The organism is Streptomyces longispororuber (genome assembly GCF_024448165.1).
GTDB classification, from domain to species: domain Bacteria; phylum Actinomycetota; class Actinomycetes; order Streptomycetales; family Streptomycetaceae; genus Streptomyces; species Streptomyces longispororuber_A.
The window spans coordinates 1-24,534 of sequence record NZ_JAMOLN010000165.1 but is presented as its reverse complement, the minus strand read 5'-3'; the positions used below and the strand labels follow the sequence as shown (position 1 = coordinate 24,534).

22 protein-coding genes and 3 pseudogenes are annotated in these 24,534 nt (G+C 73.7%); 13 read left to right on the top strand and 12 right to left on the bottom strand.

Annotated features, from left to right (window positions below):
• Positions 1 to 509: pseudogene (locus M4J07_RS34960) on the top strand (nucleotidyltransferase domain-containing protein); the annotation flags it as partial.
• On the opposite strand, the gene M4J07_RS34955 reads toward M4J07_RS34960, so the two are convergent.
• The gene (locus M4J07_RS34955) at positions 490 to 1,059 is read right to left on the bottom strand and encodes a 2'-5' RNA ligase family protein (protein ID WP_308284800.1); all 570 of its coding nucleotides are present in this window, start codon (positions 1,057 to 1,059) and stop codon (positions 490 to 492) included. The pseudogene M4J07_RS34960 and the gene M4J07_RS34955 overlap by 20 nt on opposite strands.
• A 143-nt stretch (positions 1,060 to 1,202) precedes the next feature.
• On the opposite strand from M4J07_RS34955, the gene M4J07_RS34950 reads away from it, so the two are divergent.
• Positions 1,203 to 2,972 carry an FUSC family protein gene (locus M4J07_RS34950; RefSeq protein ID WP_255978765.1) on the top strand — a complete coding sequence of 590 codons (1,770 nt, stop codon included), beginning with the start codon at positions 1,203 to 1,205 and terminating at the stop codon, positions 2,970 to 2,972.
• 123 nt (positions 2,973 to 3,095) lie between these two features.
• Here the strand turns inward: M4J07_RS34950 and M4J07_RS34945 are convergent, their stop codons facing one another.
• A complete protein-coding gene (locus M4J07_RS34945) occupies positions 3,096 to 3,941 on the bottom strand; it encodes a trypsin-like serine peptidase (protein WP_255978763.1) in 846 nt (281 codons plus the stop codon).
• A 128-nt stretch (positions 3,942 to 4,069) separates the two neighbouring features.
• Complete coding sequence (locus tag M4J07_RS34940; protein WP_255978761.1) at positions 4,070 to 5,032, bottom strand: endonuclease/exonuclease/phosphatase family protein; 963 nt, start codon at positions 5,030 to 5,032, stop codon at positions 4,070 to 4,072.
• A gap of 178 nt (positions 5,033 to 5,210) precedes the next feature.
• On the opposite strand from M4J07_RS34940, the gene M4J07_RS34935 reads away from it, so the two are divergent.
• The 3 genes from M4J07_RS34935 (at position 5,211) to M4J07_RS34925 (ending at position 7,773) form a co-directional block, all read left to right on the top strand.
• Positions 5,211 to 6,605 (top strand): amidohydrolase, encoded by a 1,395-nt coding sequence (locus M4J07_RS34935; RefSeq protein ID WP_255978759.1) that lies wholly within the window; start codon positions 5,211 to 5,213, stop codon positions 6,603 to 6,605.
• A gap of 137 nt (positions 6,606 to 6,742) precedes the next feature.
• Entirely contained in the window at positions 6,743 to 7,435 is a 693-nt protein-coding gene (locus M4J07_RS34930; protein ID WP_255978757.1) for a DUF899 domain-containing protein, read from the top strand.
• A gap of 155 nt (positions 7,436 to 7,590) precedes the next feature.
• The gene (locus M4J07_RS34925; protein WP_255978755.1) at positions 7,591 to 7,773 is read left to right on the top strand and encodes a hypothetical protein; all 183 of its coding nucleotides are present in this window, start codon (positions 7,591 to 7,593) and stop codon (positions 7,771 to 7,773) included.
• Here the strand turns inward: M4J07_RS34925 and M4J07_RS34920 are convergent.
• Positions 7,706 to 7,921: pseudogene (locus M4J07_RS34920) on the bottom strand (ABC transporter ATP-binding protein); the annotation flags it as partial. The gene M4J07_RS34925 and the pseudogene M4J07_RS34920 sit on opposite strands and share 68 nt — an antisense overlap.
• A 329-nt stretch (positions 7,922 to 8,250) precedes the next feature.
• Between M4J07_RS34920 and M4J07_RS34915 the strand changes: the two are divergent.
• Genes M4J07_RS34915 through M4J07_RS34905 form a run of 3 tightly spaced genes read left to right on the top strand, consistent with a single transcriptional unit; the run spans position 8,251 to position 11,393 of the window.
• Entirely contained in the window at positions 8,251 to 9,258 is a 1,008-nt protein-coding gene (locus tag M4J07_RS34915; RefSeq protein WP_305128574.1) for a thiamine pyrophosphate-dependent dehydrogenase E1 component subunit alpha, read from the top strand.
• A gap of 16 nt (positions 9,259 to 9,274) precedes the next feature.
• Complete coding sequence (locus M4J07_RS34910) at positions 9,275 to 10,288, top strand: alpha-ketoacid dehydrogenase subunit beta (RefSeq protein ID WP_255978753.1); 1,014 nt, start codon at positions 9,275 to 9,277, stop codon at positions 10,286 to 10,288.
• Position 10,289: 1 nt separating this feature from the next.
• On the top strand, positions 10,290 to 11,393 hold the full coding sequence (locus M4J07_RS34905) for an acetoin dehydrogenase dihydrolipoyllysine-residue acetyltransferase subunit (RefSeq protein ID WP_255978751.1): 1,104 nt from the start codon (positions 10,290 to 10,292) through the stop codon (positions 11,391 to 11,393).
• Positions 11,394 to 11,397: 4 nt separating this feature from the next.
• Here M4J07_RS34905 and M4J07_RS34900 read toward each other — a convergent pair whose 3' ends face one another.
• Complete coding sequence (locus M4J07_RS34900; protein WP_255978749.1) at positions 11,398 to 11,811, bottom strand: hypothetical protein; 414 nt, start codon at positions 11,809 to 11,811, stop codon at positions 11,398 to 11,400.
• An 81-nt stretch (positions 11,812 to 11,892) separates the two neighbouring features.
• The gene (locus M4J07_RS48315; protein WP_308284799.1) at positions 11,893 to 12,294 is read right to left on the bottom strand and encodes an ATP-binding protein; all 402 of its coding nucleotides are present in this window, start codon (positions 12,292 to 12,294) and stop codon (positions 11,893 to 11,895) included.
• A 382-nt stretch (positions 12,295 to 12,676) separates the two neighbouring features.
• Between M4J07_RS48315 and M4J07_RS34890 the strand changes: the two genes are divergently transcribed.
• Positions 12,677 to 13,546: a helix-turn-helix domain-containing protein gene (locus tag M4J07_RS34890; protein WP_255978747.1), complete on the top strand. Its 870-nt coding sequence runs from the start codon at positions 12,677 to 12,679 to the stop codon at positions 13,544 to 13,546.
• Entirely contained in the window at positions 13,547 to 13,819 is a 273-nt protein-coding gene (locus M4J07_RS34885) for a DUF397 domain-containing protein (protein ID WP_255978745.1), read from the top strand. It begins immediately after the preceding gene.
• Positions 13,820 to 13,989: 170 nt separating this feature from the next.
• Here M4J07_RS34885 and pdxR read toward each other — a convergent pair whose 3' ends face one another.
• From pdxR to M4J07_RS34865, 4 genes and pseudogenes are all read right to left on the bottom strand, one after another.
• Positions 13,990 to 15,414 (bottom strand): MocR-like pyridoxine biosynthesis transcription factor PdxR, encoded by a 1,425-nt coding sequence (gene pdxR, locus M4J07_RS34880; RefSeq protein WP_255978743.1) that lies wholly within the window; start codon positions 15,412 to 15,414, stop codon positions 13,990 to 13,992.
• A gap of 158 nt (positions 15,415 to 15,572) precedes the next feature.
• The gene (locus tag M4J07_RS34875; protein ID WP_255978741.1) at positions 15,573 to 17,063 is read right to left on the bottom strand and encodes a glutamate synthase subunit beta; all 1,491 of its coding nucleotides are present in this window, start codon (positions 17,061 to 17,063) and stop codon (positions 15,573 to 15,575) included.
• A 77-nt stretch (positions 17,064 to 17,140) separates the two neighbouring features.
• Positions 17,141 to 17,626, bottom strand: a complete 486-nt coding sequence (locus M4J07_RS34870; RefSeq protein WP_255978739.1) for an anthrone oxygenase family protein — start codon at positions 17,624 to 17,626, stop codon at positions 17,141 to 17,143.
• 211 nt (positions 17,627 to 17,837) lie between these two features.
• Positions 17,838 to 18,536 (bottom strand): annotated as a pseudogene (locus M4J07_RS34865) (DUF2293 domain-containing protein); the annotation flags it as partial.
• A gap of 181 nt (positions 18,537 to 18,717) precedes the next feature.
• On the opposite strand from M4J07_RS34865, the gene M4J07_RS34860 reads away from it, so the two are divergent.
• Together M4J07_RS34860 and M4J07_RS34855 are read left to right on the top strand one after the other, a co-directional pair.
• Positions 18,718 to 19,362 carry a uridine kinase gene (locus tag M4J07_RS34860; protein WP_255978737.1) on the top strand — a complete coding sequence of 215 codons (645 nt, stop codon included), beginning with the start codon at positions 18,718 to 18,720 and terminating at the stop codon, positions 19,360 to 19,362.
• Positions 19,363 to 19,542: 180 nt separating this feature from the next.
• Complete coding sequence (locus tag M4J07_RS34855; RefSeq protein ID WP_255978735.1) at positions 19,543 to 19,962, top strand: CBS domain-containing protein; 420 nt, start codon at positions 19,543 to 19,545, stop codon at positions 19,960 to 19,962.
• Positions 19,963 to 20,003: 41 nt separating this feature from the next.
• On the opposite strand, the gene M4J07_RS34850 is transcribed toward M4J07_RS34855, so the two are convergent.
• Positions 20,004 to 22,370, bottom strand: a complete 2,367-nt coding sequence (locus M4J07_RS34850; protein WP_255978733.1) for a protein kinase domain-containing protein — start codon at positions 22,368 to 22,370, stop codon at positions 20,004 to 20,006.
• A gap of 60 nt (positions 22,371 to 22,430) precedes the next feature.
• Positions 22,431 to 23,555: a magnesium and cobalt transport protein CorA gene (locus tag M4J07_RS34845; protein ID WP_255978731.1), complete on the bottom strand. Its 1,125-nt coding sequence runs from the start codon at positions 23,553 to 23,555 to the stop codon at positions 22,431 to 22,433.
• A 210-nt stretch (positions 23,556 to 23,765) separates the two neighbouring features.
• Here M4J07_RS34845 and M4J07_RS34840 point away from each other — a divergent pair.
• Positions 23,766 to 24,534 (top strand): methyltransferase domain-containing protein (locus M4J07_RS34840; protein WP_255978729.1); only part of this gene is annotated, 769 nt, incomplete at its 3' end.

Sequence of the window (24,534 nt, the reverse complement as noted above, 5' to 3'; positions counted from 1 at the left end):
ACGGGCGGCGCGTCGACGTGCACTACCGGGATCTGGACGTCGTCGAGCACGAGCTGAGCGAAGCGCGCGCCGGGCGGTTCCGGTGGGAGCCGTTGATGTTTCACCTCGCCGGGATTCCCTCGTACCTCGTCGTCGCCGAGCTTGCCGTCAATCGTGTACTGAGCGGGGAGATTCCCCGGCCCGCCGGGTATCCCGTCGCCCTGCGCAAGGCCGCGCCCGACGAGTGGTGGGGGCGGGCCGCCGCCACCCTCGCGTACGCACGGGCCGGGAACGCGCCCAAGGGGGCGCGGACCGAAGTCGTGGGGGCCGTCGCCGTCGCCGCCCTGTGCGCCGGGCACGCCGTGCTCGCCGGGCGGGGGGAGTGGGTGACCAACGAGAAGCGGCTGCTGGAGCGGGCCGGGCTGCGGAGCGTCGACGACGTGATCGGTGATGTCACGCTCGGGCTGGGGGAACTCGTCGACCGTGCAGCGGAGTTGATGGAGCGGGCCGTCAGCGACGCGCGGTCGTGACCCCCGTCCCCAGCGGATAGCTCCGTACATCCCGCCAACGCGTGCCCGGGCCGTCCGACACGATCAGGCGGATCGCGTCCACCGGCGAGCGCAGGGGCAGTGCGGCGCTGAAGTCCGACTCCGGCAGCGCGTCCGTGCCCGCGCCGCTCGCCAGCGTCAGGTGCGGGTCGAGGCCCTCGTCGCCGAAGACGCCGCGGTACGGGACTGCTTCCGGCCAGCGGGTGCGGAGCGACTTCGTGAGGGTGCGGAGGGGCTCGTCGGGGGTCGGGGGCAGGTAGAGGACGCCCGGCCAGCGGCGGGTCTCCCGGAACGTGAGCGTGAAGGCGGGTGTCGCGGAGATGAGACTGCGCAGGGTGTCGTCCGTGTCGTCCGTGTCGTCCGTGTCGTTCGTGAGCCGGGACAGCGGGAGGAACGGGTAGAGGACCGTCACGTGTGCGCGTGTGCCCGTGCGGACCAGCGCGTCCGCCTCGGGGACGGGGATCGTCAGGGCCGTGTCGCCGGGGAGGTCCGGCCAGCCTTCGTCGTGAGCGTCGGGGTCGTCGTGGGGCACGGTCAAGTGTCACATTGCGGAAACGAGGGCGTTCCTTCCCCTCCATGAACTCCCGTTACGGTGGACATACGTCCAGGCCGTGCCGATGTCGTCCGGTTGATCCCCGACCCGCGCCCCACATCGCCACCGACAGGAGACGTCCCGTGCTTCGCCGCCGTCCGTTGCCGCCCTGGCTCTCCCACGCCCTGCGCGCCCAGCGCGCCCCCGTGCCGTGGCCCGCCGTCGTGCGGGGCGCGCTGGCCGGCGGGCCGTTGCTGCTCGTCGCGGTGGTCGCCGGGCGGCCGTCCGCCGGGGTGCTGCTCGCGCTCGGAGCCATGCTCGCCGGAGTGAACGACCGGCCGGGCGCCCGGCTCGCCGCCGTCTCGCGGCTCGGGCTGCCGGCGCTCGCGGGAGCCGCGGGCATGGTCGCGGGGAGCGCGCTCGCCGGGGGCGGGTTCGCGATGGTCGCCGCCTTCGTCCTGCTGGGGCTGGCCGGTGGTGCGTTCAGCGCCGTCGGGCCCGTCGCCTCGGCCGCCGGGACGCAGCTGCTCGTGACCGCGGCCGTGGGCGCAGGGATGCCGTTGCCGGAGACCGGGTGGCAGCGGGCCCTGCTGTTCGCGGGCGGCGCCGGGTGGCTGATCGCGCTGCGGCTCGTGCTGCCGTCGCCGGCCCGGCGTGGCACCCGGCTCGGGTATCTGTACGACGGGGAGCGGGCCGCCGTCGCCGCCGTGTACGAGGCCGTCGCCGCGCTGCTCGACGCCACCGGCGGACCCGGAGCACGCGGGCGTCGCGCCGCCCTCACCACCGCCCTCGACCAGGCGCAGGACGCCCTGCGCGGCGGCGGCGCCGCGGCCCGCCGGCTGCGGGCGCAGTACACCGCCGCGCTGCCGCTCGCCGAGGCCGCGACCGCGCTCGCCTGGGCCGGCAGGCCCGTGCCCGGCCGGGCCGGAGACGGGCCGAGGCGGCTCGCCGCGGCCGTGCGGACGGGAGCGGCCCCCGGACCGCTGCCCGCCCCGGCCCGCGCCGACGCGGGACTGCGCGCCCTCGACGACGCGCTGCTCGGCGCGGCCGGGGTGTTCGACGGGGGCGGTACGGGCGGGCCACCGAGGCGCCGCGCCACGCCGGCCGGCATCCTGCGCAAGGCCCTCGGACCGGCCGGACGCGAGTACGGCGCGCGCGTCGGGCTCTCCTTCGGGGCCGGCGCCGCCGTCGCCCAGGCCCTGCAGCCCGTGCACGGGTACTGGCTGCCCGCCACCGCCGTGTTCCTCGTCAAGCCCGACCTCGGGCCGCTCGCCTCCCGGGTGCTGTGCCGGGCCGCGGGCACCGTCGCGGGCGCCGCGCTGTTCGCCGGGCTCGCCGCGCTGCTGCCGCGGCCCTTCGGACTCGTCGCGCTCGTCGCGCTGTGCGGGGCGCTCGTCCCCGTCGCCACCCGGCACTTCGCCGCGCAGACCGCCGTCATCACGGTGCTGGTGCTGTCGCTCGTCATGGTCGGCGGGGAACCGCAGGCCTCGTGGAGCCGGATCACCGAGACGCTGCTCGCCTGCGGCATCGTGCTGATCGCCGGGCACCTGCCGTGGCCGGGCGCACAGCGCGGCGGCGGGGTGCGGGTGCGGCTCGCCGTCGCGCGGGACGCCGCCCACGCCTACGTACGGCACGTGCTGGCCGAGGAGGGCGGCGGTGACCGGGCCGGGCGGTGGGCGCTGCGGCGGGAGGCGTACCGGACGCTCGCCGAGGCGCGGGCCGCCGTGGACCTCGCCGCGGCCGAACTGCCCGTTCTCGCCCGGCACTCGGACGGGTCGGCGCGCATCACCGTGGTGCTGGAGCGGCTGGTGGACGCGACCACCGCGTGCGCGGTGCAGGTCGACGACACGGGGCGGGTGCCGGAGCAGCACGCCGAGCGGATCGGCGTGCTGCTCGCGGAGCTTGCGGCGTAGCGCTCGGCCGGGGCGCCCCGGCGCCCTGGGCGGATCTGCCGGGTCGGCGGCTGCCGCGCCGCCGTGGTTGCTCGCGCAGTTCCCCGCGCCCCTCTCGGGGCGCGGTTCACCGCCGTTCACCCGTTACGGCTTGGGCAGTTCACACCCCGCCGCCGACAGGTCGATCTTGTTGCCGATCCCGACGCACGGCACGATCCCGTACGTCTGCTGCGCGTAGTTGATGCCCTCGCGGACCGTCACGTTGCCGGACTCGTCCACCTCGCACGGATTGTTGTCCGTGCACCGCTCCCCGCTCTCGTTACCGGTGTTGTTGACCGCGACGACCTTGCCGGTCGACTGGTCGAGCACCGGGGAGCCGGACGTGCCGCCGATCGTGTCGCACGTGGAGGTGTAGCGGACCGAGTCCTTCCAGGTCCACTCGCCCTCTTTGAGGCGGTACGCGAAACCGTCGACCGAGCAGTTGTAGACCCGCTTCCAGTAGCCGGAGACGACGCTGATCGCGGTGCCCTGCGCAGGGCGGGCCGCCGAGAGTTCGAGGGCCTTGATGCCGTACGAGCTCTCGATCTGCTGGTAGGTGCTGGTGAGTTCGTACAGCGAGACGTCCGTGTCCGTCATCGTGCCGTACGCGACCTTGCTCGCCCGCAGCGTCGCGACCTTGCTGCCCGCCGAGTTCAGCAGGCTGAAGGTGCGCGACGACGGCTGGTCGACGACGACCTCGCCGGGGCCGGGGAAACCGGACTCCAGGCAGTGGCCGTTCGACATGACGAGGGCCGGGTCCGTCGGCTGCGAGTCGGGTACGCGGACGACCGATCCCGAACAGTTGCTGAGCGCGACCGTGCCGGCGAAGTTCACCGCCTTGGCCTTCGTGGCGGGGGCGTCCGACGGGGCGTCAAGTGCCGCTGCGGGAGCGGCTGTTGCCGCGCCTATGAGCAGAACACCGAAGAGCGCGCCGACGAGAGACTTCTTCATGTGGGGGGTCCTCTCCCGTACTGAGTGCCATGTTTGGCATGAGCATTGTGATGGCGTACGGCTCAGCGGACAACAGTGCGTTCTCAGCGAACAGCCGGAGAGGTGCGGTCACTTGGGGTGCGGGTGCCTCACGGCGCCAGGTCGATCCACACCGGCGCGTGGTCCGACCCCGGTGCGTCCCGCCGTACCTCCGGGTCCTCGCCGACCGTCGGCAGCGGGTGCAGTTCCGCCCCCGCCTCGCGCGGCACCCCCGTGCCGGCGCGGGCGACGCGTCCCACCAGTTCGTGCGTGACGAAGACATGGTCGATCAGCTCGCGGCGGCCCGCGCTGACCCGCGAGTACCGCTGCTCCTCGGGGATCAGCGGCGCGACGTTCCACAGCCGCTTCGCGTCCCCCCGGTCGGGGCGGTCGAAGCCGGGCGTGCCGATCTCGGAACCGGGCGGGCCCTGCAGGATCTGGGTGGTCGCGGCGTGCACCTCGTCGTTGAAGTCGCCCAGCACGACGACCCGTTCGCGCCGGCCGTCCGCGCCGATCAGGATGTCGGCCAGCGCCCGCACCGCGGCCGCCTCCGCCGCCCGGCGCTGCAGCGCGTACGCGGCGTAGCGCGCCCGCTCGCCCTCGTCGCGCGGGACGAACCGGCCGCGCGGATAACCGAGGAGCTTCGACTTGAGGTGGCAGACGGCGGCCGTCAGCCAGGTCGCGCGTGTCGAGAAGTTCACCGCGAGCACCCCGCGGCCCACCCGGCCCGTGGTCCGCCCGGAGTCGTCCACCTGCACCGGGCGCACGTCCTCCGGGAACGCCGTGGTGTCCGCGACGACGCGCACGGCGACGTCGCCGAGGAAGCCGACCCGGATCCCGCGTTCGTCGGGGGACTCCGACAGCGTCGCGGTGTACCGGCCGTCGAGCAGCTGCACGAGGTCGTCCAGCGCCGCCGGGTCGCCGACCTCCTGCACGCCGAGCAGGGTGGGCCGCAACTGGTTCACGGTGGCGGCGAGCGAGGCCAGCTTCGCCTCGTACGCGGCCTTGTCCCGGGGTCCGTAGGGGCCGCCGGGGCGGTAGAGGTTCTCCAGGTTCCAGGTGCCGACGAGCATGGCGCGCTCCGTCCTCGCGTCGGCCCGGTCCCGGTCCGGGCCGTGGCCGCCAGCGTGGCAGCGGGCCGCACCGCCGGACAGGGCGGGCGCGCGATGTGCGATCCGGGTCGTCGCCGCGGCGGACCGGACCGTACGCCGCTGGACGCAGCGGGGGCGGCCCCCTCGCTACCGTGACCCCATGCCAGCCCCCACCGCGCACGACGAGGCCCCCGCCGACCTGATCGTCACCGGCTGCACCGTCCTCCAGCACGGCGACCCGGACGAGACCGACCCGCAACGCGCCGCCGACGCGCTCCACTTCAGGGCGGACGCCGCCGTCGTCGTACGGGACGGAGCCGTCGCCGACGTCACCGACAGCGCCGCAGCGGCCGCCCTCGACGCCGTCGAGCGGATCGACGCCCGCGGCCTGGTCGCCCTGCCCGGATTCGTCAACTGCCATACGCACAGCCCGATGGTGGCCCTGCGCGGACTCGTCGAGGACCTCCCCGAACAGGAGTGGTTCAACGACTGGATCTGGCCCATCGAATCCAACCTCACCCCGCGGGTCGTCGAACTCGGCGCCCGGCTCGCCTGCGCCGAGATGATCCGCGGCGGCGTCACCTGTTTCGCCGACCACTACTTCGCCATGGACACCGTCGCCCGGGTCGTCGAGGAGACGGGACTGCGGGCCGACCTCGGCGAGGCGTTCTTCACCTCCCAGGGACCGGACGGGCGCGCCGCGTCCCTCGACTTCGCGCTCACCCACCGGGGCCGGGCCGGCGGCCGCATCACCACCTCGCTGGCCCCGCACGCCCCGTACACCGTCACCGACGACGACCTCGCCGCGACCGCCGAACTCGCCCGCGAGCACCGTCTTCCGGTCCATCTGCACGCCGCCGAGAACCGCGCCCAGACCGACACCGCCCTCGCCCGCCACGGCCGCACCCCCATCGAGACGCTGCGCCGCACCGGACTCCTCGACGTCGACGTCCTCATCGCCCACGGCACCGGCATCCTGGAGCGCGATCTGCCCGCGCTGCGGGACGCGGGCGGCCGGGTCGGCGTCGCCTCCGCGCCCCGCGGCTACCTGAAGTTCGGCTGGGACACCACGCCCGTGCGGTCGCTCGTCGACGCGGGCGTGCACGTCGGACTCGCCACCGACGGCGCCGCCTCCAACAACACCCTCGACGTGTGGGAGGCGATGACGCTCACCGCCCTCGTGCAGAAGCGGGCCGAGCGCGACCCCCGCTGGCTCACCGCCCGTCAGGCCCTGCGGCACGCCACCCTCGACAGCGCCCGCGCCGTCGGACTCGGCGACCGCATCGGCTGTCTGGCGCCCGGCCGCCGCGCCGACCTCGTCCTCGTCGACCTGAGCGGACCGCACACCCAGCCCGTGCACGACCTCGCCGCGACCCTCGTGCACAGCGCCCGCTCCGCCGACGTGCGCACCACCATCGTCGACGGCCGGGTCCTGATGCGCGACGGACGGCTCACCACCGTCGATGTCCCGGCCGTGGCGGGGGAGTTGAGCGCACTGCTCCCCGAACTCGTCGAGCGCGGGCACGGCAAGCGGATCCAGGAGTACGACAGCTGATCCAGGACCCGCGTCCGGGGCCGGCTCCCCGGCCCCCGAAAAAACTCCGCAAGATTCTTTTCCCCGCAGCGATGAGTTCCGCATCCGCCCCCGGTCACCCCTCCGAGAGACCCACCCCGATAACTCACGGAGGAACCATGGGGCTGCCGAAGGTGGTCACCCGCGAGGAGTGGCGCGCCGCTCGCGCGGAACTGCTCGCCCTGGAGAAGGCGGCGACCCGGGCGCGCGACGCACTGAACACCCGGCGGCGCGAGCTGCCCATGGTGGAGGTCGACAAGCTGTACGTCTTCGAAGGGCCCGACGGCAAGGCCGAACTCCTCGACCTCTTCGAGGGCCGCGACCAACTCGTCGTGTACCACTTCATGTTCGCCCCGGAGTGGGACGCGGGCTGCACCAGCTGCTCCGGGTTCCTCGACCAGATCGGACACCTGGCGCACCTGCGCGCCCGCGGCACGGCGTTCGCCGCGGTCTCCCGCGCCCCGTTCACCAAGATCCTGCCGTTCAAGGCGCGGATGGGCTGGACGGTGCCCTGGTACTCGTCGAACCTGAGCGACTTCAACCAGGACTTCGGCGTCACCGTCGAGGCCGAGGACGGCGGCCTCCAGGAGCGGCCCGCGATCAGCTGCTTCGTCCGCGAGGGCGAGCACGTCTTCCACACCTACTCGACGTTCGAGCGCGGCCTGGACGGCATCGGGTTCACCACCAACCTCCTGGACCTCACCGCCCTGGGCCGGCAGGAGGAATGGGAGAAACCGGCGGGGCGGGCGTCGTCCCTCGGGGCGCCCGCGGGCAGTGCGCGGGTCCGGTATCACGACGAGTACGACGACTGAGGGCCCGTCCCGTACGGCCCGACCTCGTCTCAACTCGGTGTCATTCTCGTCACGTTGCGAGTCCGCACCCGCCCTGTCAGCGTTCTCCCCCATGAAGGCGCCGGTACCTGCCGGCGCCGACGCACACCGGCACGATCACGGGGGCAGGGAAGACGATGATCAACGGACGAGTGGTACTGCAACGATTCCCGGCCGGCGGGCCCCGCGGCTCCTGGCCCGCCGAGGAGTTCGCGCGCCGGGCCCGCCAGGACGGGCAGCCGGCCGAGGTCGTCATGGATCTGGCGTCGGACGCGTTCCTGGTGATCGTCCGGGAGGCGCTGGCCGAGCCGGTCGGGTGAACTGGTCCGCCTGGAGCGCGTACAGCTCGGCGTAGACCCCGCCGGAGGCGAGCAGTTCCTCCGGCGAACCCGACTCGACGAGCCGGCCCTGCGCCAGGACGTGGACCAGATCGGCGTGCCGGACCGACGCCGGCCGGTGCACGGTGAGCGCCGCGCGCCGGTCCGCGGCCCGGGCGAGCCGGAAGCCGGACGCGAGGAGCGCCGGCAGCCGCCTGAGCATCGCCCGGAAGTTCAGCTGGAGGAACGCGTCCTCGTGTGCCGACCAGCCGATGTCATAGCGCAGCGGGCCGCCGAACAGTAGTTCCTCCGGCTCCGACGTCACCGGTTCGTCCGGCCTGATCTCTTCCATCGGACCACCCCCGTCCGGGTTGCAACCCCGGGCAACCCTTGCCGGGCGCCCGCCCCCGCGCTGCCATGTGCCTGTCCGCACCGTTCAGGAACACCTGAACAGCCCGTACAGGCAAGGGAGTTCACGTCATGCCCGACACGCTCCGGACACCTCGGGATCCGGCGACGGGCGGCCTCGACGCCGCCGCACTCCTCGACGCGTACCGCACGATGCGTACGATCCGCGTCTTCGAGGAGCGTCTCCACGACGAGTTCGCGACCGGTGACATCCCCGGTTTCGTCCATCTCTACGCAGGCGAGGAGGCGTCCGCGGCCGGCGTCTGCGGCTGGCTCGACGACGAGCGGGACGTGATCGCCTCCACCCACCGCGGCCACGGCCACTGCATCGCCAAGCACGTCGACGTGAAGGCGATGATGGCCGAGATCTACGGCCGGGCCACCGGCTCCTGCCACGGCAAGGGCGGCTCCATGCACATCGCCGACCTCAGTCGCGGCATGCTCGGCGCCAACGGCATCGTCGGCGGCGGCCCGCCCCTCGTCTGCGGGGCGGCCCTCGCCTCGAAGGTGCGCGGTGACGGCGGTGTGGCCGTGGCCTTCTTCGGCGACGGCGGCGCCAACCAGGGCACCACCCTGGAGTCCCTCAACCTCGCCACCGTGTGGCACCTCCCGGCGGTCTTCATCGCCGAGAACAACGGCTACGCGGAGGCGACCGCGGCCGAGTGGTCGGTCGGCGGCGGCTCCGTCGCGGCCCGCGCGGCGGCCTTCGGGATGCCCGGCACCACCGTCGACGGCTTCGACTTCTTCGCCGTGCGGGAAGCGGCGGGCGAGGCGATCGAGCGGGCCCGCACCGGCGGCGGCCCGAGCCTCGTCGAAGTGCGACTCACCCGCTACTACGGCCACTTCGAGGGCGACCAGCAGACCTACCGCACCACCGAGGTGCAGCGCGCCCGCGCCGAACTCGACTGTCTGCTCCGCTTCCGCACCCGCGTCACGGCCTCCGGTGATCTGACGGCCGCTCAACTCGACGCCGTGGACGAGGAGGTGGCCGCCCTGATCGAGGAGGCGGTCACCGAGGCCAAGGCCGCCCCGCTGCCGACGGCGGCCGATCTCGACACCGACGTCTACGTCACGTACTGAGCCGGAGGGACCACGCATGAGCCGCAACATCACCTACCGCGAAGCGATCAACGAAGCCCTCGTGCAGGAGATGGAGCGCGACCCGTCCGTCGTCGTCCTCGGCGAGGACAACGCGGGCGGCGCGGGCGCGCCCGGCGAGTCCGACGCCTGGGGCGGTGTCCTCGGCGTGACGAAGGGACTCCAGCCCCGGTTCCCCGACCGGGTCCTGGACACGCCCATCTCCGAGTCGGCGTTCATCGGCGCCGCGATCGGCGCGGCCACCCGCGGGCTGCGCCCCGTCGCCGAGCTGATGTTCATCGACTTCATGGGCGTCTGCCTCGACCAGATCTTCAACCAGGCCGCCAAGTTCCGCTACATGTTCGGCGGCAGGGCCGTCACCCCGGTCGTGATCCGCACCATGTACGGGGCGGGGCTGCGCGCCGCGGCCCAGCACTCGCAGTCCCTGTACCCGGTGTTCACGTCCGTGCCGGGGCTGAAGGTGGCGCTGCCCTCGTCCCCGTACGAGGCGAAGGGCCTGCTCGTCCAGGCGATCCGGGACGACGACCCGGTGATCTTCTGCGAGCACAAGGCGCTCTACGACACCGTGGGCGAGGTCCCCGCCGAGAGCTACGCGATTCCGTTCGGCGAGGCGCAGATCGTGCGCGAGGGCGGGGACGTGACGATCGTGGCGCTCGGCCGGATGGTGTCCGTCGCCGTCGAGGCCGCCGACGAACTGGCCGCGTCGGGCGTGCGCTGCGAGATCGTCGACCCGCGCACCACCAGCCCGCTCGACGAGGACACGATCCTCGAATCGGTCGAGCACACCGGCCGGCTGGTCGTCGTCGACGAGGCCGGGCCGCGCTGCGGGACGGCCGCCGACATCGCGGCGCTCGTCGCGGGCAAGGCGTTCGGCGCGCTGCGCGCACCGGTCGGGACGGTCACCCCGCCGCACACGCCCGTCCCCTTCAGTCCGCCCCTCGAAGACCTCTACGTACCGGACGCGACGCGGGTCGCGGCCGCCGTGAAGAGCGTCCTGGACTGGAAGGCGTGACGTGGACGACCGGATCACCCCCGTCACCATGCCCAAGTGGGGCCTGTCCATGAAGACGGGCCGGATCACCGACTGGCTCGCGGCGCCGGGCGACGAGGTCGCCGAGGGCGACGGCCTGGCCGAGATCGACACGGACAAGATCGCCGGAACCCTGGAGGCGCCGGCCGGCGGAGTGCTCCGGGCGATCGTGGCCGAGGCGGGCGGCGACGCGCCGGTCGGCTGCGCCGTCGCCCTGCTCGCCCCCGGCGACGTACCGCAGGAGGAGATCGCCGCGGCCGTCGCCGAGGCCAGGGAACTGCTGGCGCGCGGTCAGCCCGCCGAGCCGGACGGCACCGGGCCCGCGACCGGCGCCGTCGACGTCGCCGGACGGTCGCTCGCCTACGCCACCGAGGGCGATGGGCCCGAGACGGTCGTCCTGGTGCATGGCTTCGGCGGCGACAAGGACTCCTGGCTCTTCGTCCGGACGCCGCTCGCCGCCCGGCACACCGTGTACGCGCTCGACCTGCCGGGCCACGGCGACTCGGTGAAGGACGTCGGGGACGGCGGCCTCGTCGTCCTCGCGGACGCGGTCACCGGGTTCCTCGACGTGCTCGGACTCGACCGGGTCCATCTGGTGGGGCACTCGCTCGGCGGGGCGGTGGCCGGGGCGGTGGCGGGTCAAGTGCCGGGGCGCGTGCGGTCGTTGACGCTCGTGGCGCCGGCCGGGTACGGGCCGGAGCTCGACTCGGGATATCTGCGCGGCTTCGCCGGGGCCCGCACCCGGCGCGAACTGAAACCCCACCTGGCCAAGCTCTTCGCCGACGGGGACCGGGTGACCCGGCAGCTCGTCGACGACCTGCTCCGGTACAAACGCCTCGACGGCGTGGCCGAGGCGCTCGCCGCCCTCGTCCCGACGGTCGAGGCCCTCGACCTCGCACGGACCCCGCTCGACGTCCCGCTCCGGGTGGTGTGGGGCGGCGCCGACCGCGTGATCCCGGCCTCGAACCGCCGGTCCCTGGAGGGACGCGCGCGGGAGGTACGGGTGGTGGAGGGGGCGGGTCACATGGTGCACATGGAGGCGCCGGGGGAGGTGACGCAGCTGATCGAGCGGGCGGTGACGGGGTAGGGCGTCAGGGCGTCCCGACGGACCGGGACCACGCGGGCGTCGTCCCGGTGACCCGGCACAGCGCCAGGTACAGGGGGATCGGCGGCGTATAGGGGACGGCCCCGTCCGGGCAGTGGATCAGGTCGGGCGCCCGCCGGGCGTCCGGCACCACGGCGCCCGCCGTGTAGCGCGCGGGCGCCGGCCACTCCAGCGCCACGTCGGAGTCCGACGGCACGAGCCACCACCAGTTCGCCCCGTCCGCGTACACGCACCCCATCCGGGGCAGCCGCCGCGTCATCGCCCGCGCGAAGGACTCCGGCACGGACACGGCGTCGCAGCCGAGCGGCACCGTCATTCCGTCCGGCACGGACAGGCGCAGCGGGGACCGATACGGGGTGCGGTACCGCCGGGCGAGCCCCACCAGAGAGTCCAGCTGCATCGTCCGCGTCGTCACCACGCCCATCCGTTCCCGCTCAGCACGCTCGTCGTTCGCCGTCCGCCTGGTCGGGGCGGAGGAAGTTCACCAGGCCCAGCCGGCACCGTCGGCGATGTCCGGGACGGGCCCGGGGCCCGCCGCGGCCGCGCCGTCGCGGGGCAGTTCCGCCCACACGAGGAGACCGGGGCCGGTCTCCTGGGCGCCCCACGCGGTGGAGACGGCCGCCACGAGGAGGAGCCCCCTGCCGTGCTCCTCCTCGGGCGCGATCCGGCCCGCGGGGCGGGTGTCACCTGGGATGCAGCCTTCGTCGCGGACGGCTATCCGGACCCGCTCACCGGCGTCGTCGCGCAGCTCGTGGAGCTCGCAGTGGATCCGTCTGCTGGCGGTGTGCACGATCGCGTTCGTGACCAGTTCGGACACGACGAGCGCCGCCGCGTCGCAGGTGTCGTCGCAGGCGCCCCACCCACTGAGGTGGGCGCGCGTCATGCGCCGGGCCTGTGCGGCGGAGCCCGGGTGGGGAGCCAGTTCGAAGCTGCTGCGGCGGACCGCGGTCAGATACGTCTGGTCGGACGTACCCGAACGGTCACCGAGCGTAGCCTCGCCGGCTTCTGTGCCTAAGGGCGCGGACGGAGTCACGCTTGCCACTATCGCCCCGTCGTGAACACTTGGCAAGAGCCACTCTGAAAAGTGCAGAGTGCAGTGTGCCGCGCGGAGCGGGCATGGCACACTGCTCGCAGCATCTCGTCGCGCGGCGCCCATGGGGGGCGAACTGCGGGGAAACGGCCGGTGAACGACCATCTCCGGACCCTCTCCTGCGGCTGGAATCGGACACTCGGACTTCGGGTCGGACTACTGGGAGGTAAGGGGCGTGAGCGAACCGCGGTCCGCGCCGACGGTCGGCCAGGTCGTCCTGGGCCGACGCCTCCAGGACCTGCGCGAAGGCGCCGGCCTCAAGCGCGAGGACGCCGCGAAAGTACTCCGCGTGACCGCCGCGACGGTCCGGCGCATGGAGACCGCGGAGGTCTCGCTCAAGATCCCCTACCTCCAGCTCCTGCTGAAGTCCTACGGCGTCACCGAGGCCGAGGCCGACGCGTTCGTGCAGCTCGCGGAGGAGGCGAACAAGCCGGGGTGGTGGCAGCGGTTCCACGACATCCTCCCCGGCTGGTTCTCGATGTACGTGAGCCTGGAGGGCGCCGCCGCGCTCATCAGGTCCTACGAGCCGCACTTCGTGCCCGGTCTGCTGCAGACCGAGGAGTACGCGCGCGGCGTGCTCCGGTCCGGCGCCATAGGGCGGGCACTCGCCGACGACCCGGAGGTCGTCGACCGGCACGTCGCCCTGCGCATGCAGCGCCAGACGCTGCTCACCCGCAAGGACGCGCCGCGGATCTGGGCGGTCATGGACGAGACCGCCCTGCGCCGGCCCGTCGGCGACGCCGATGTGATGCGCGGCCAGGTCGACCGGCTGCTGGAGGCGATGGAGCTGCCGAACGTGACGCTCCAGGTCGCCGAGTTCGCGTCCGGCCCGCACCCGGGCACCTACGGCCCCTTCGTCCTGTTCCGATTTGCCATGTCAGAACTGCCGGACATGGTCTACAGCGAGTACCTGACCGGCGCGGTCTATCTGGACGCGCGCCCCGAGGTGGCCACCCACCTGGAAGTCATGGACCGCATGGCGGCACATGCCGCGACGGCACAACGCACAAAGGAGATCCTCCGCGATCTCCGCAAGGAGCTGTGAATGGACTCGATCAAGGACCGAATACGAGGCGTCGACGGCGAGCCGATCTACAACGGCATGCCCGCGCGCGAGCTCGGCAGCGAGGGCTGGCACAAGCCGTGGAGCGGTGGCAACGGAGGCAACTGCCTCGAAGCCATGAAGCTGGCCGACGGCCGGGTCGCCGTGCGCCAGTCGTCGGACCCGGACGGCCCCGCCCTGATCTACACCCCCGGTGAGATCACCGCGTTCATCGAGGGCGCCAAGTCGGGGGCCGCGGACTTCCTGCTGTCCTGATCGCTCGCGCCGGTGGGCGGTGAGACGGTGAGGCGGCGGGTCGTGGGCCGCCGGGCGATGAGCACGAGGGTGTCGGGAGTCGGCTGCCGCGTGCCGATGTCCCAGGTGTCGCAGGCACCGCAGTTGCCGCAGTTGCCGCAGTTGACGCAGGTGCCCAGGCGTCCCGGGGCTCACCGCTCGGGTGGCAGGACCTCGCACAGCGCCTCGACCGCCGCCCCGTACGCGTGCTCGGCGGCCGCCGCGTACCCCACCACCAGCCCGTCCTCCACCGGTCCCGTCGCCAGCGGATGCCGGAACTCCGCGAGTCCGTCCACGGCGATCCCGCGCTCCGCCGCCGCCCGCACCACCGACCGCTCGCTGCCCGGCGGCAGCCGGAGCACCGCGTGCAGCCCGGCCGCGATCCCCGTCACCTCGACGTGCGGCGCCCGCCCGGCCAGCGCCCGCACCAGGTGGTCCCGGCGGCCCCGGTACCGCTGGCGCATCCGCCGCACGTGCCGGTCGTAGGCCCCCGACCGCAGGAACTCGGCGAGCGCCAGCTGGTCGAGCGTGCTCGCCCACGCCTCCCGCTCACCCTTCGCCGCCAGCACCCCGGGCACCAGCCGCCGCGGCAGCACCATCCACCCCAGCCGCAACGCGGGGGAGAGGCTCTTGCTCACGGACCCCAGGTACAGGACCCGCTCGGGATCGAGGCCCTGCACCGCGCCCACCGGCTTGCGGTCGTAGCGGAACTCGCCGTCGTAGTCGTCCTCCACCACGAGCCCGCCGCGCGCCCGCGCCCAGTCGACGACCGCGGCCCGGCGCTCCGCGTGCAGCGGGCCACCCGTGGGGAACTGGTGCGCGGGCGTGAGCAGTACGCCCCGGACGCCGTCCATCCCGTCCAACTCGTCGACGCGGGCGCCGTCCTGATCCACCGTCAGTGGAACGGTCCGGACTCCGGCCCGGGCCAGCAGGTCCCGGTGGAAGCCCAGTCCGTACGCTTCCACGGCCAGCGGACCTCGCAGCACCCGCTCGCCGAAGAGCAGCCGCAGCCCGTGCGCGAACCCCGAGCAGACGACGATGCGTTCGGGGTCGGCGCGCACCCCGCGCGAGCGCGCCAGGTACTCGGTGAGCGCGGTCCGCAACTCGATGCGGCCGTGCGGGTCGCCGGGCCCGAAGGCGGTGGTGGGGGCCGAGTTCAGGGCGCGCCGGTACGCCGCCGTCCAGTCGGTGCGGGGGAACGCGGAGGCGTCCGGTACGCCCTGCCGCAGCTGGTGCCGGGGTCCCTCGGCGGGCGCGGGAGCCGGTTCTGGGGTCCGCCGTGCGCCGCCCAGGGGCCTGGCCCGCTCGGCGACCCGGGTCCCCGACCCCTGGCGCGCCGTGAGCCAGCCCTCGGCGACGAGCTCGGCGTAGGCGTCGGCGACGGTGTTGCGGGCGACGCCCAGGTCGGCGGCGAGCGCGCGGTAGGGCGGCAGACGGGTGCCGGGGGCGAGCCGGCCCGACTGCACCGCCTGGCGCAGCGCGGCGGCGAGCGCGGCCCGTCGGCCACCTGATCCGGACAGCTCCAGATGCAGGTCGACGCCGATCAGCTCCGCCGAATTGACCCAGGAAGCCGTCATGGAGACGCAGCCTATCGGTGGTCTATCGCTGCCGCTCGGTGGTCCATCGGTGCCGCTTGGCCGTTCAATCGGTGTCGCTTGGCGGTTCAATCGGTGCGGCTCGGTGGTCCGTCGGTGGCCCGTCGGTGTGCCGTTCGGTGCCGCGGGGGCGGCGGCGGTCAGGGCGTCATGGGGCGGTCGTGGGCGCCGATCGGTACCGGCAGGCGCGTCGTCCCCGTCAGCCAGCGGTCGACGGCCGCGGCGACGGCCCGGCCCTCCGCGATCGCCCACACGACGAGCGACTGCCCCCGCCCCGCGTCCCCGGCGACGAACACCCCCGGCACCTCGGTCGCGAAACCGGGGTCCCGCGCGAGCCCGCCGCGCGCGTCCACACCGAGCCCCAACTGGTCGACGAGACCGCCGACATGGCGCTCGGGGCCGTGGAAACCCAGCGCGAGCAGTACCAGATCGGCCGGCAGCGCCCGGTCCGTCCCGGAGCGGGGCCGGCGCGCCGCGTCCACCTCGACCAGGTGCAGGGCCCGCACCCGCCCGTCGGCGTCCCCGGTGAACCGCAGCGTCGACGCCGCGAAGAGCCGCGCGTCGGCGTCTGCGGCCGGCGCCGTCCCCAGCTCGCCCGCCTCCTCGTGCGCGGCCGATAGCCGGTACAGCTTCGGGTACGTCGGCCACGGCTCGACGTCCTCGTCGCGCACGTCGTCGGGCTTGCCGTAGATGTCCAACTGCGTGACGGACGCGGCCCCTTCGCGCACCGCCGTGCCCAGACAGTCCGCCCCGGTGTCGCCGCCGCCGACGATGACGACGTGCTTCCCGGCCGCGTCGAGCGGCGACACCTGGAGGTCGCCCGCGCAGACCCGGTCGGCGAGCGGCAGATACTCCATCGCCTGGTGGATGCCCGCCAACCGCCGTCCCGGCACGTCCAGTTCGCGCCAGGCGGTGGCCCCGATGGCGAGCACCACGGCGTCGTACCGGGAGCGCAGCTCGGCGGCGGTCAGGTCCCGGCCGATCTCCGTCGACGTGCGGAACCGCACCCCCTCGTCGGTCAACTGCGCCAGCCTGCGCTCCAGGTGACGCTTCTCCATCTTGAACGCCGGGATCCCGTACCGCAGGAGTCCGCCCGGCCGGTCGTCCCGCTCGTACACGGCGACGGTGTGCCCGGCCCGGGTCAGCTGCTGTGCGGCGGCCAGACCGGCGGGTCCCGAACCGACGACGGCGACGGTCCGGCCGGTGTGCCGCTCGGGCGGCCGGGCGGTGACGAAACCCTCGTCCCAGGCCCGGTCGGCGATCGCGACCTCGACGTTCTTGATGGTGACGGCGGGCTGGTTGATGGCGAGGACGCAGCCCGCCTCGCAGGGAGCGGGACACAGCCGGCCGGTGAACTCGGGGAAGTTGTTGGTGGCGTGCAGGCGGTCGCTCGCGGTCCGCCAGTCGTTCCGCGCCACCAGGTCGTTCCACTCGGGGATCAGGTTCCCGAGCGGACACGCCTCGTGACAGAACGGGATCCCGCAGTCCATGCACCGGTCCGCCTGCGTGCGGATGATCGGCAGCAGACCCCCGGGGACGTACACCTCGTCCCAGTCGCGGACCCGTTCCCCGACGGGGCGGCGCGGCGCCTCCCGGCGGGGCGTAGTGAGGAAGCCCTTGGGGTCGGCCATGGCCGTCTCCCTGTGTCGTGGCTCTTTTCGTCACGATACGTCGGGTCGGCCGGGCGGCGCGCGTCGCCCGCGGCGGGTCAGGTGAGCGCCAGCACGAACGAGGCCGACGCGGCGAGCGCGGCCCCGCCCCGGATGTGGTTCCACATCCCCCACTCGCTCAGGTACGTGCGCCAGTACGCCGCGCTGCTCTCGGCCTCCTCGGCGCCCGCCAGCTTGGCGAGCGCGTCGTTGCGCGGAATGTTCGCGGTGATCGTCACGCCGAACGCGCCCACCAGATAGAGCACGCAGCCCAGCAGCAGCTCGACGGTGCCCTCGTCGGGCCAGAGCACGAACGTCACCACGGCGATCACCGCGCACAGCGCGGCCGCACCGAGGAACACGATCATGAACGCCGGGGTGACCGCGGCGACGTTGATGGAGTTCATGGCGGCGATCCCGCGCGCCGGAGGCAGCGCCCCGAGGCCGCGCATCACGAACGTGGAGAACGCGACGAACACTCCCGCCGCGACGCCGCACCACAGTGCCCCGAGCACGACGAGCACGAAAAACGGTCCTTCGATCATCCCGACCCCCCTTGGTCCGTGCAGCCGATCATCCCTCAGAAGGGCGGTCGGGGGCAGCGATTTCCTCCGTCGGCTCCGTCGGTCCTGCCGGTCCTGCCGGTCCTGCCGGTCCCGTCGGTCCCGTCGGCTCCGTCGGTCCTGCCGGTCCTGCCGGTCCCGTCGGCCCCGTCGGTCCTGTCGGTCCTGTCGGTCCTGTCGGTCCTGCCGGTCCTGCCGCCCAGGCGTCGAGCACCGCCGTGACCGCCCCCGCCACCCGTGTCCTGGCCTCCCTGCGCGGCACCCCGGACATCAGCAGCCGGTCGTACGGCGTGTCCCCGTGACGCACCGCCGCCCGCACCGCGGCCGTCACCGCCCCCTCGGACAGCGCCCGCCCCGCCGCGCTGCGCCCCACGCGCCCGCTGCCGCGCAGCCCCGCGTGCCCGGCGATCGCCCGGGCCCGCTCCGCCGGACAGCCGGGGAACAGCCGGCGGATCTCCGCGGCGAACGCCGCCACGAACCGCACGTCCGCCGCCGCCCGCCGGGCCGCGTCCCTGGCCCGCCGCCGCGCCCGCGCCTCCGCGTCGGCCAGACAGCGCGACTCGGCCCGGGCCAGCGCCGCCTCCTCCACCAGCACGCCCTGCCGCTCGTACCGCGCACGCCGCCGGTGGAACCGCACCACGACCGCCGACAGCGCGCTCTCCTCCCGGGCCCGCCGGGTCAGCGCCGTGTCGCCGCGTGCCAGGAACACCAGGTGTCCCAGGTCGGCGCAGTCCAGGCAGCGGGGCCGTCCGTCCTCGAGGACCAGCAGCGTGAGCGGTCCGGCCCGGCACGTCGCGCAGCGCCTGCGCCTGATCGGCTGGAAGACGAGGGGGCCGCCGGGACGGGGTCCGGCGGGCGGTGCGGGAAAGGAGGGGGTGGCGCTGCTGCTCATACGGTTCCCATGCCCACCCGCCGGACCGCTTCCACGCCGGCCCGCCGGACTGCTTCCACGCCGGCCCGCGGACGGCTTCGGGCGGGGCGGCGCGGCGGGTCCCACGCGGTCCGCGCCGCCGTTCCCGCGGCCGTCCTGACCTCCTTGGCGCCGGCGTCGCCCGGCCCGGCATGATGGCCGGGTGCGACTCGAAGCGATCACCTGGGAGCGGCTCGGCGACGCCCTGGCCGAGCGGCTCCTCGACCTGGCACCGGCCGACGGCAGCCCCTGGCCGAGGGTGGCCTTCGACGGGGCGCCGGCCGCCCGCCCCGGCGACCTCGCGGCCCGGGTCGCCGACGCGCTGCGGATCCGCGGCCGGTCGTCCCTGACCGTCGGCGCCGAGGGCTTCCTGCGCCCCGCCTCGCTCCGGTTCGAGTACGGACGCGAGGACGCGGAGGCGTACTACGGCGGATGGCTCGACACGGGCGCGCTGTGGCGGGAGGTGTTCGGCCCCCTGGAGGCGACGGGGAACGGCCGGGTGCTGCCCGACCTGTGGGACCCGGCCACCGACCGCGCCACCCGCAGCGACTACGTCCAACTCCCGCGGGGCGGCGCCCTGTTGCTGCACGGCCCCCTCCTCCTGAACCACTGGTTCCCCTTCGATCTGACCGTCCACGTCAGCCTGTCGCCCGCCGCGCTGCGCCGCCGCACGCCCGAGGACGAGCGGTGGACCCTCGCGGCCTTCACCCGGTACGACACCGAGACCGCGCCCGCCGAGACCGCCGACGTCGTCGTCCGCGCGGACGACCCCCGGCACCCGGCCTGGAACGCCGGACAGCCCTCCTGAACCTGATCCGGGCAGCCCTTCCGATCCGGCTTTGGTATGGCATTGGTACGGCGGATTCGCAGGTCAGCGCCCTGACATGCGGCCCGGGAGCGGCGCGGCGAGAATGAGGGACGGCGCCGGGAACCGCGACGACCCGCGTCGCGCCGACCACCCCTCCATCCCGGCGACGGGAGGTACTCCATGACCACCGCCGCGGACATCATGCACCCCGGTGCACGCTGGATCCCCGCCCACGAGACCCTGGACCGCGCGGCCCAGCTGATGCGCGAACTGAACGTCGGCGCGCTGCCCATCAGCGACGAGAACGAGCGCCTGTGCGGCATCCTCACCGACCGCGACATCGTCGTCGGCTGCGTCGCCATGGGGCACGACCCGGCCAAGGTGACCGCCGGCGAGATGGCGAAGGGCACGCCCCGCTGGATCGACGCGGGCGCCGACGTCTCCGACGTCCTCCACGAGATGCAGGACCACCAGATCCGCCGCCTGCCGGTCATCGACAACAAGCGCCTCGTCGGCATGATCAGCGAGGCCGACCTGGCCAGCCACCTCACCGACGACCAGATCGCGTCCTGGGTGGAGAGCGTCTACGCCAAGGGCTGACCCCCGCTCCCGCTCCCACCCGTCCTTCTCGGCGGCCGCGCCTACGACTTGCCGGGCACGGCCACCGAGAAGGCGCCGCCCTCCGTCAGCGCGTACAGCACGTCGCCGACCCGCAGCGGTCCCGTGCCGCTGGGTGTCCGCTCGTCGATGGCCGAGCTCCCGCTGTCCTTCACCGGGGGCTTCGTACGCCAACGCTCCTTGCCCGTACGGGTGTTGATCGCGATGACGCTGCTGTCGGGCGTCGTCGCGTACAGCGTGTCCCCGCTGACCGTCGGCTCGCTGAACACGCGCAGCTCACGTGACGTCGTCCAGAGCGCCTTGCCCCGCTTCAGGTCGAGGGCCAGCACGATCTCGTTCGCGTAGTCGAAGACGTACATCGTGTCGCCCGCGACCAGCGGCGGCGCCTCCGGCTCGACCGCCCACGGGAAGTCCACCGAACGGACCCGGCCCGACGTCAGGTCCTGGATGAAGATCCTCGACGAGACCCCCGTGTCGTTCTCCCAGCGCGCGTAGTAGGCGCTGTCGCCGTGCACCGTCGCCAGCCAGAGATCGCCCTTGGGTGCCGTGACCCGGCCCAGGGTCCGGCCCGTGCGGGCGTCGAGCCGTGCGACGGTGCGGTCGCCGCGCCCCGATCTCCGCAGGTCGGCCACGAGCGCGCCGTCGGTCCCCGCGTACAGCGGGCTCGGCGAGTCGGTGGCGAGGGTGCGGCGCCACAACTCCTTGCCCGTCCGCGGATCGAGCGCCGCGTACTCCGCGGACGGTGACGCGCTCAACTCGCCCACCCGCACGACCAGGACACCGCTGAGATACCTGAACTCGGCCAGCGGTCCCTTCTCGCCCCACAGCCGGCGGCCGCTCTCGGCGTCGTAGGCGTCGACGCCCGCCGTGCCGTCCGCGCTCGCCGTGAAGACCAGCCCTGCCCCCGCCACGACCTCCGGCTCGGTCACCGAGATGCCGCCGTGCAGGTCGTCGCGGTGCAGCGGTCTCGTCCAGTCGACGCGGCCCGTGAGCGGGTCGAGCCGGGTGAGCGCCGTGCTCTCCGACGCGCAGTAGACGCCGAGCGAGGACGGCGTGCAGGCCAGCATGTTGGGCATCATCCCCGCCGGGCCGTCCTTGTCGGCCTTGGGGAGCACGGTGTGCCAGGCCCGCCAGCCGTCGGGTCTGGCCGGCCGGGCGTCCTCGCGCACCGCCCCGTCCTCGCTCCCGGTCAGGAGAGCGACGGAGAGGCCGGCCGCCGCCACCAGCGCCACGGCGAGCGCACTCACCGCCACCGTGAACCGGCGCCCACGGCGTCCCCCGCGGGCCCTTGGGTGCGACGCGGTCGCCGGTCCGGCGGTGTTCGGGGTGACGGGGGTGTCGTCGCCAGATCCGTCGCGCGGTTCGGTGCGCGGTTCGGACGCCAAGCCCGGCCGGGACCCCGACCCCGTCTTTGACCCCGGCCGTGCGGCGAGCGCGAGCGTGGGTCCACCGGGAGGCGTCCGGTCATCCGGGTCCCCGGCGCCCTCGCCTCCGGCGGCTGCGTCCTCGGCCGTCGCGGTGCGGTCCCCACCGGCCTCGCCCGCGGCGGTCTCCTCCGGCAGCGCCGCCAGCGCGTCGCGCAGCTCGTCCGGCGTCGGCCGGTCCTGCGGCGCCTTGGCGAGACACGCGAGCACCAGGGATCTCAACTCCCCGGGCAACCTGCCCAGTTCGGGATCGTGGTGCACCGTCTGGTACGCCGCCAGATACGCGTTGTCCGCCTCGAACGGACTGCGCCCCGTCGCCGCGTACACCAGGAGCGCCCCGAACGAGAACACGTCGACCGGCGGCCCCACCTCGCGCGGATGACTGAACTGCTCGGGCGCCATGAACGGCGGCGAGCCCATCACCATCCCGGTCTGGGTCCGCACGTCGCTCTGCGCGGCCCGCGAGATCCCGAAGTCGATGACGCGCACCGCTCCGTCGGCGCCACCGTCCGTGAGGTCCTTGCCCGAGTCGAGCAGCAGCACGTTGCTCGGCTTCAGGTCGCGGTGCACGACCTCGGCGCGGTGGATCTCCCGCAGCGCCTCCGCCAGTTCGACGCCGAGCCGCCGCAACTGCGGCCAGTCCAGCGGTCCCCGGGCGGCGACCCGCTGGGCGAGCGTGTCCCCGGAGACGTACACCGTCGCCATCCACGGCAGCGCCGCGTCCGGATCGGCGTCGACGACCGGAGCCGTGAACGCCCCGCTCACCCGCCGCGCCGCGCTGACCTCCTGCCGGAACCGCGCCCGGAACTCCGGGTCGTCCGCGTACTGCCCGTGCACGACCTTGACCGCGACGGCCCGGCCCGACGGTGTGCGGGCGCGATAGACGACGCCCATGCCGCCGGTGCCGATCCGCGACTCGATCCGGTATCCGCCGACCGACTCGGGATCGTCCTCCCGCAATGCCATCGCTCACCCCCCGTACTGACATGGACGGTACACATTAGTGGGCGCGGTCCGGCAGGCGTGTCACAGCCAGCCGTTGCGCTTGAACCCCCGGTACACCCCGAAACAGATCACCGCTATCACGCCGAGCACGAACGGATACCCGAACCGCCAGTGCAGCTCCGGCATGTGGTCGAAGTTCATGCCGTAGACCCCGCAGCCCATGGTCGGCACGGCGACGATCGCGGCCCAGGCGGTGATCTTGCGCATGTCCTCGTTCTGCGCGACCGTCACCTGGGCGAGATGGGCCTGGAGGATCGAGTTCAGCAGCTCGTCGAAGGCCGCGATCTGCTCCGCCGCCCGCAGCAGGTGGTCGGACACGTCACGGAAGTACGCCTGTATCTCCGGCGGCACCACGGGGAACGGATGCCCCGCCAGCTCCAGCACCGGCCGGGACAGCGGCACCACCGCCCGCTTCAGCTCGAGCAGTTCGCGCTTGAGCTGGTAGATGCGGCCGGGGTCCGCCCGCGCCCCGTTCTGCGCGAAGACGTCCGTCTCGACCTCGTCCATGTCCCCCTGGACCTCGTCGATCACCGTCAGATAGTCGTCCACCACGCTGTCCGCGATCGCGTGCAGCACCGCCGCAGGGCCCTTGGCGAGCTGCTCGGGCGCCGCCTCCAGGTTCTCCCGCACGGGGCCGAGCGAACCGTGCCGGCCGTGCCGCACGGTGATCACGAAGTCATGGCCGACGAACACCATGATCTCGCCGGTGTCGACGATCTCACTGGTCGCCGTGAGCTCGGCGTGCTCGACGTAGCAGACCGTCTTCAGCACGGCGAACAGCGTCTGCCCGTACCGCTCGACCTTCGGCCGCTGATGCGCGTGGACCGCGTCCTCCACCGCGAGCGGGTGCAGGTCGAAGAGCTCGGCGATGTCCGCGAACTCCAGCTCGGACGGCTCGTGGAGACCGAGCCAGACGAAGCCGTCGTCGCTCTTGCGGATCCTGCGCACCGCGTCGGCGAGATCGCGCTCCGGCTCGCGCACACCCTCGCGGTACGTCACACAGTTCACCACCGCCGTCCCCAGCGGGGAGCGCGCCGGGTGACTCAGGTCGACCCGGGGCCGTCGCCGCGCCAGCCGCGCGACCTTCCGCAGACCGCCCACCCTGCGCAGGCCGCCGACCTTCCGCAGGTTGCCCGCCATCGACATGCTCGGCTCCTCGCGCCGGACTTCGTACGTGCTCGTACCTGGTGCGCCGCCCCGGCGAGGGGCGACTTGGCGAGCCAGTCTGCCAGCGATCGGTGACACCCTGTCCAGCCCTGTGGGAACGGATGGTTCCACTCCGGATCGCATCCCCACCGATCTCTCCGAACCGGTCAAATGCCTCGTATCCACAGGTGGGGCTGGGATGATCGGCGCATGATGCGACCCGACGGCCACGCGTACCTCCTCGACAACCAGCAGCCCGAGGCGGGGCAGCGCTTCGACGCCCTGTCGACCCTGTTCGACCCGACGACGTTCCGGCACATCGAGCGGCTCGGCATCGGTTCCGGCTGGCGCTGCTGGGAGGTCGGCGCGGGCGGCACGTCGGTGGTGTCCTGGCTGGCCCGCAAGGTCGGCCCGACCGGCCGCGTCCTCGCCACCGACATCGACACGTCCTGGCAGACCTCGACGCCGCGCAGCCCCGTCGAGGTGCGCCGGCACGACGTGGGCGTCGACGCACCGCCCGCCGAGAGCTTCGACCTGGTGCACGCCCGGCTCGTCCTGGTCCATGTGCCGGACCGCGAGCGGGCGTTGGCGTCCATGATCCGCGCCCTGCGCCCGGGTGGCCGCCTGCTGATCGAGGACGCCGACCCCGCCCTGCAGCCCCTGCTCTCGCCCGACGAGCACGGTCCGGAACAGCGGCTCGCCAACCGGCTCAGGCACGGCTTCCGCGCGCTGCTCGCCGAGCGCGGCGCCGACCTGTCGTACGGCCGCAAACTCCCGCGCCTGCTGCGCGAGGCGGGACTGCGCCAGGTCGAGGCGGACGCGTACTTCCCGCTGACCTCCCCGGCCTGCACGGCCCTGGAGACAGCGACGGTCGAGCAGATCCGCGGCCGGCTCGTCGACGCGGGCATCGCGACGGACGAGGACATCGACCGCCATCTGGCGAACGTCGCGGAAGGCACGATGGACCTGGCGACGGCGC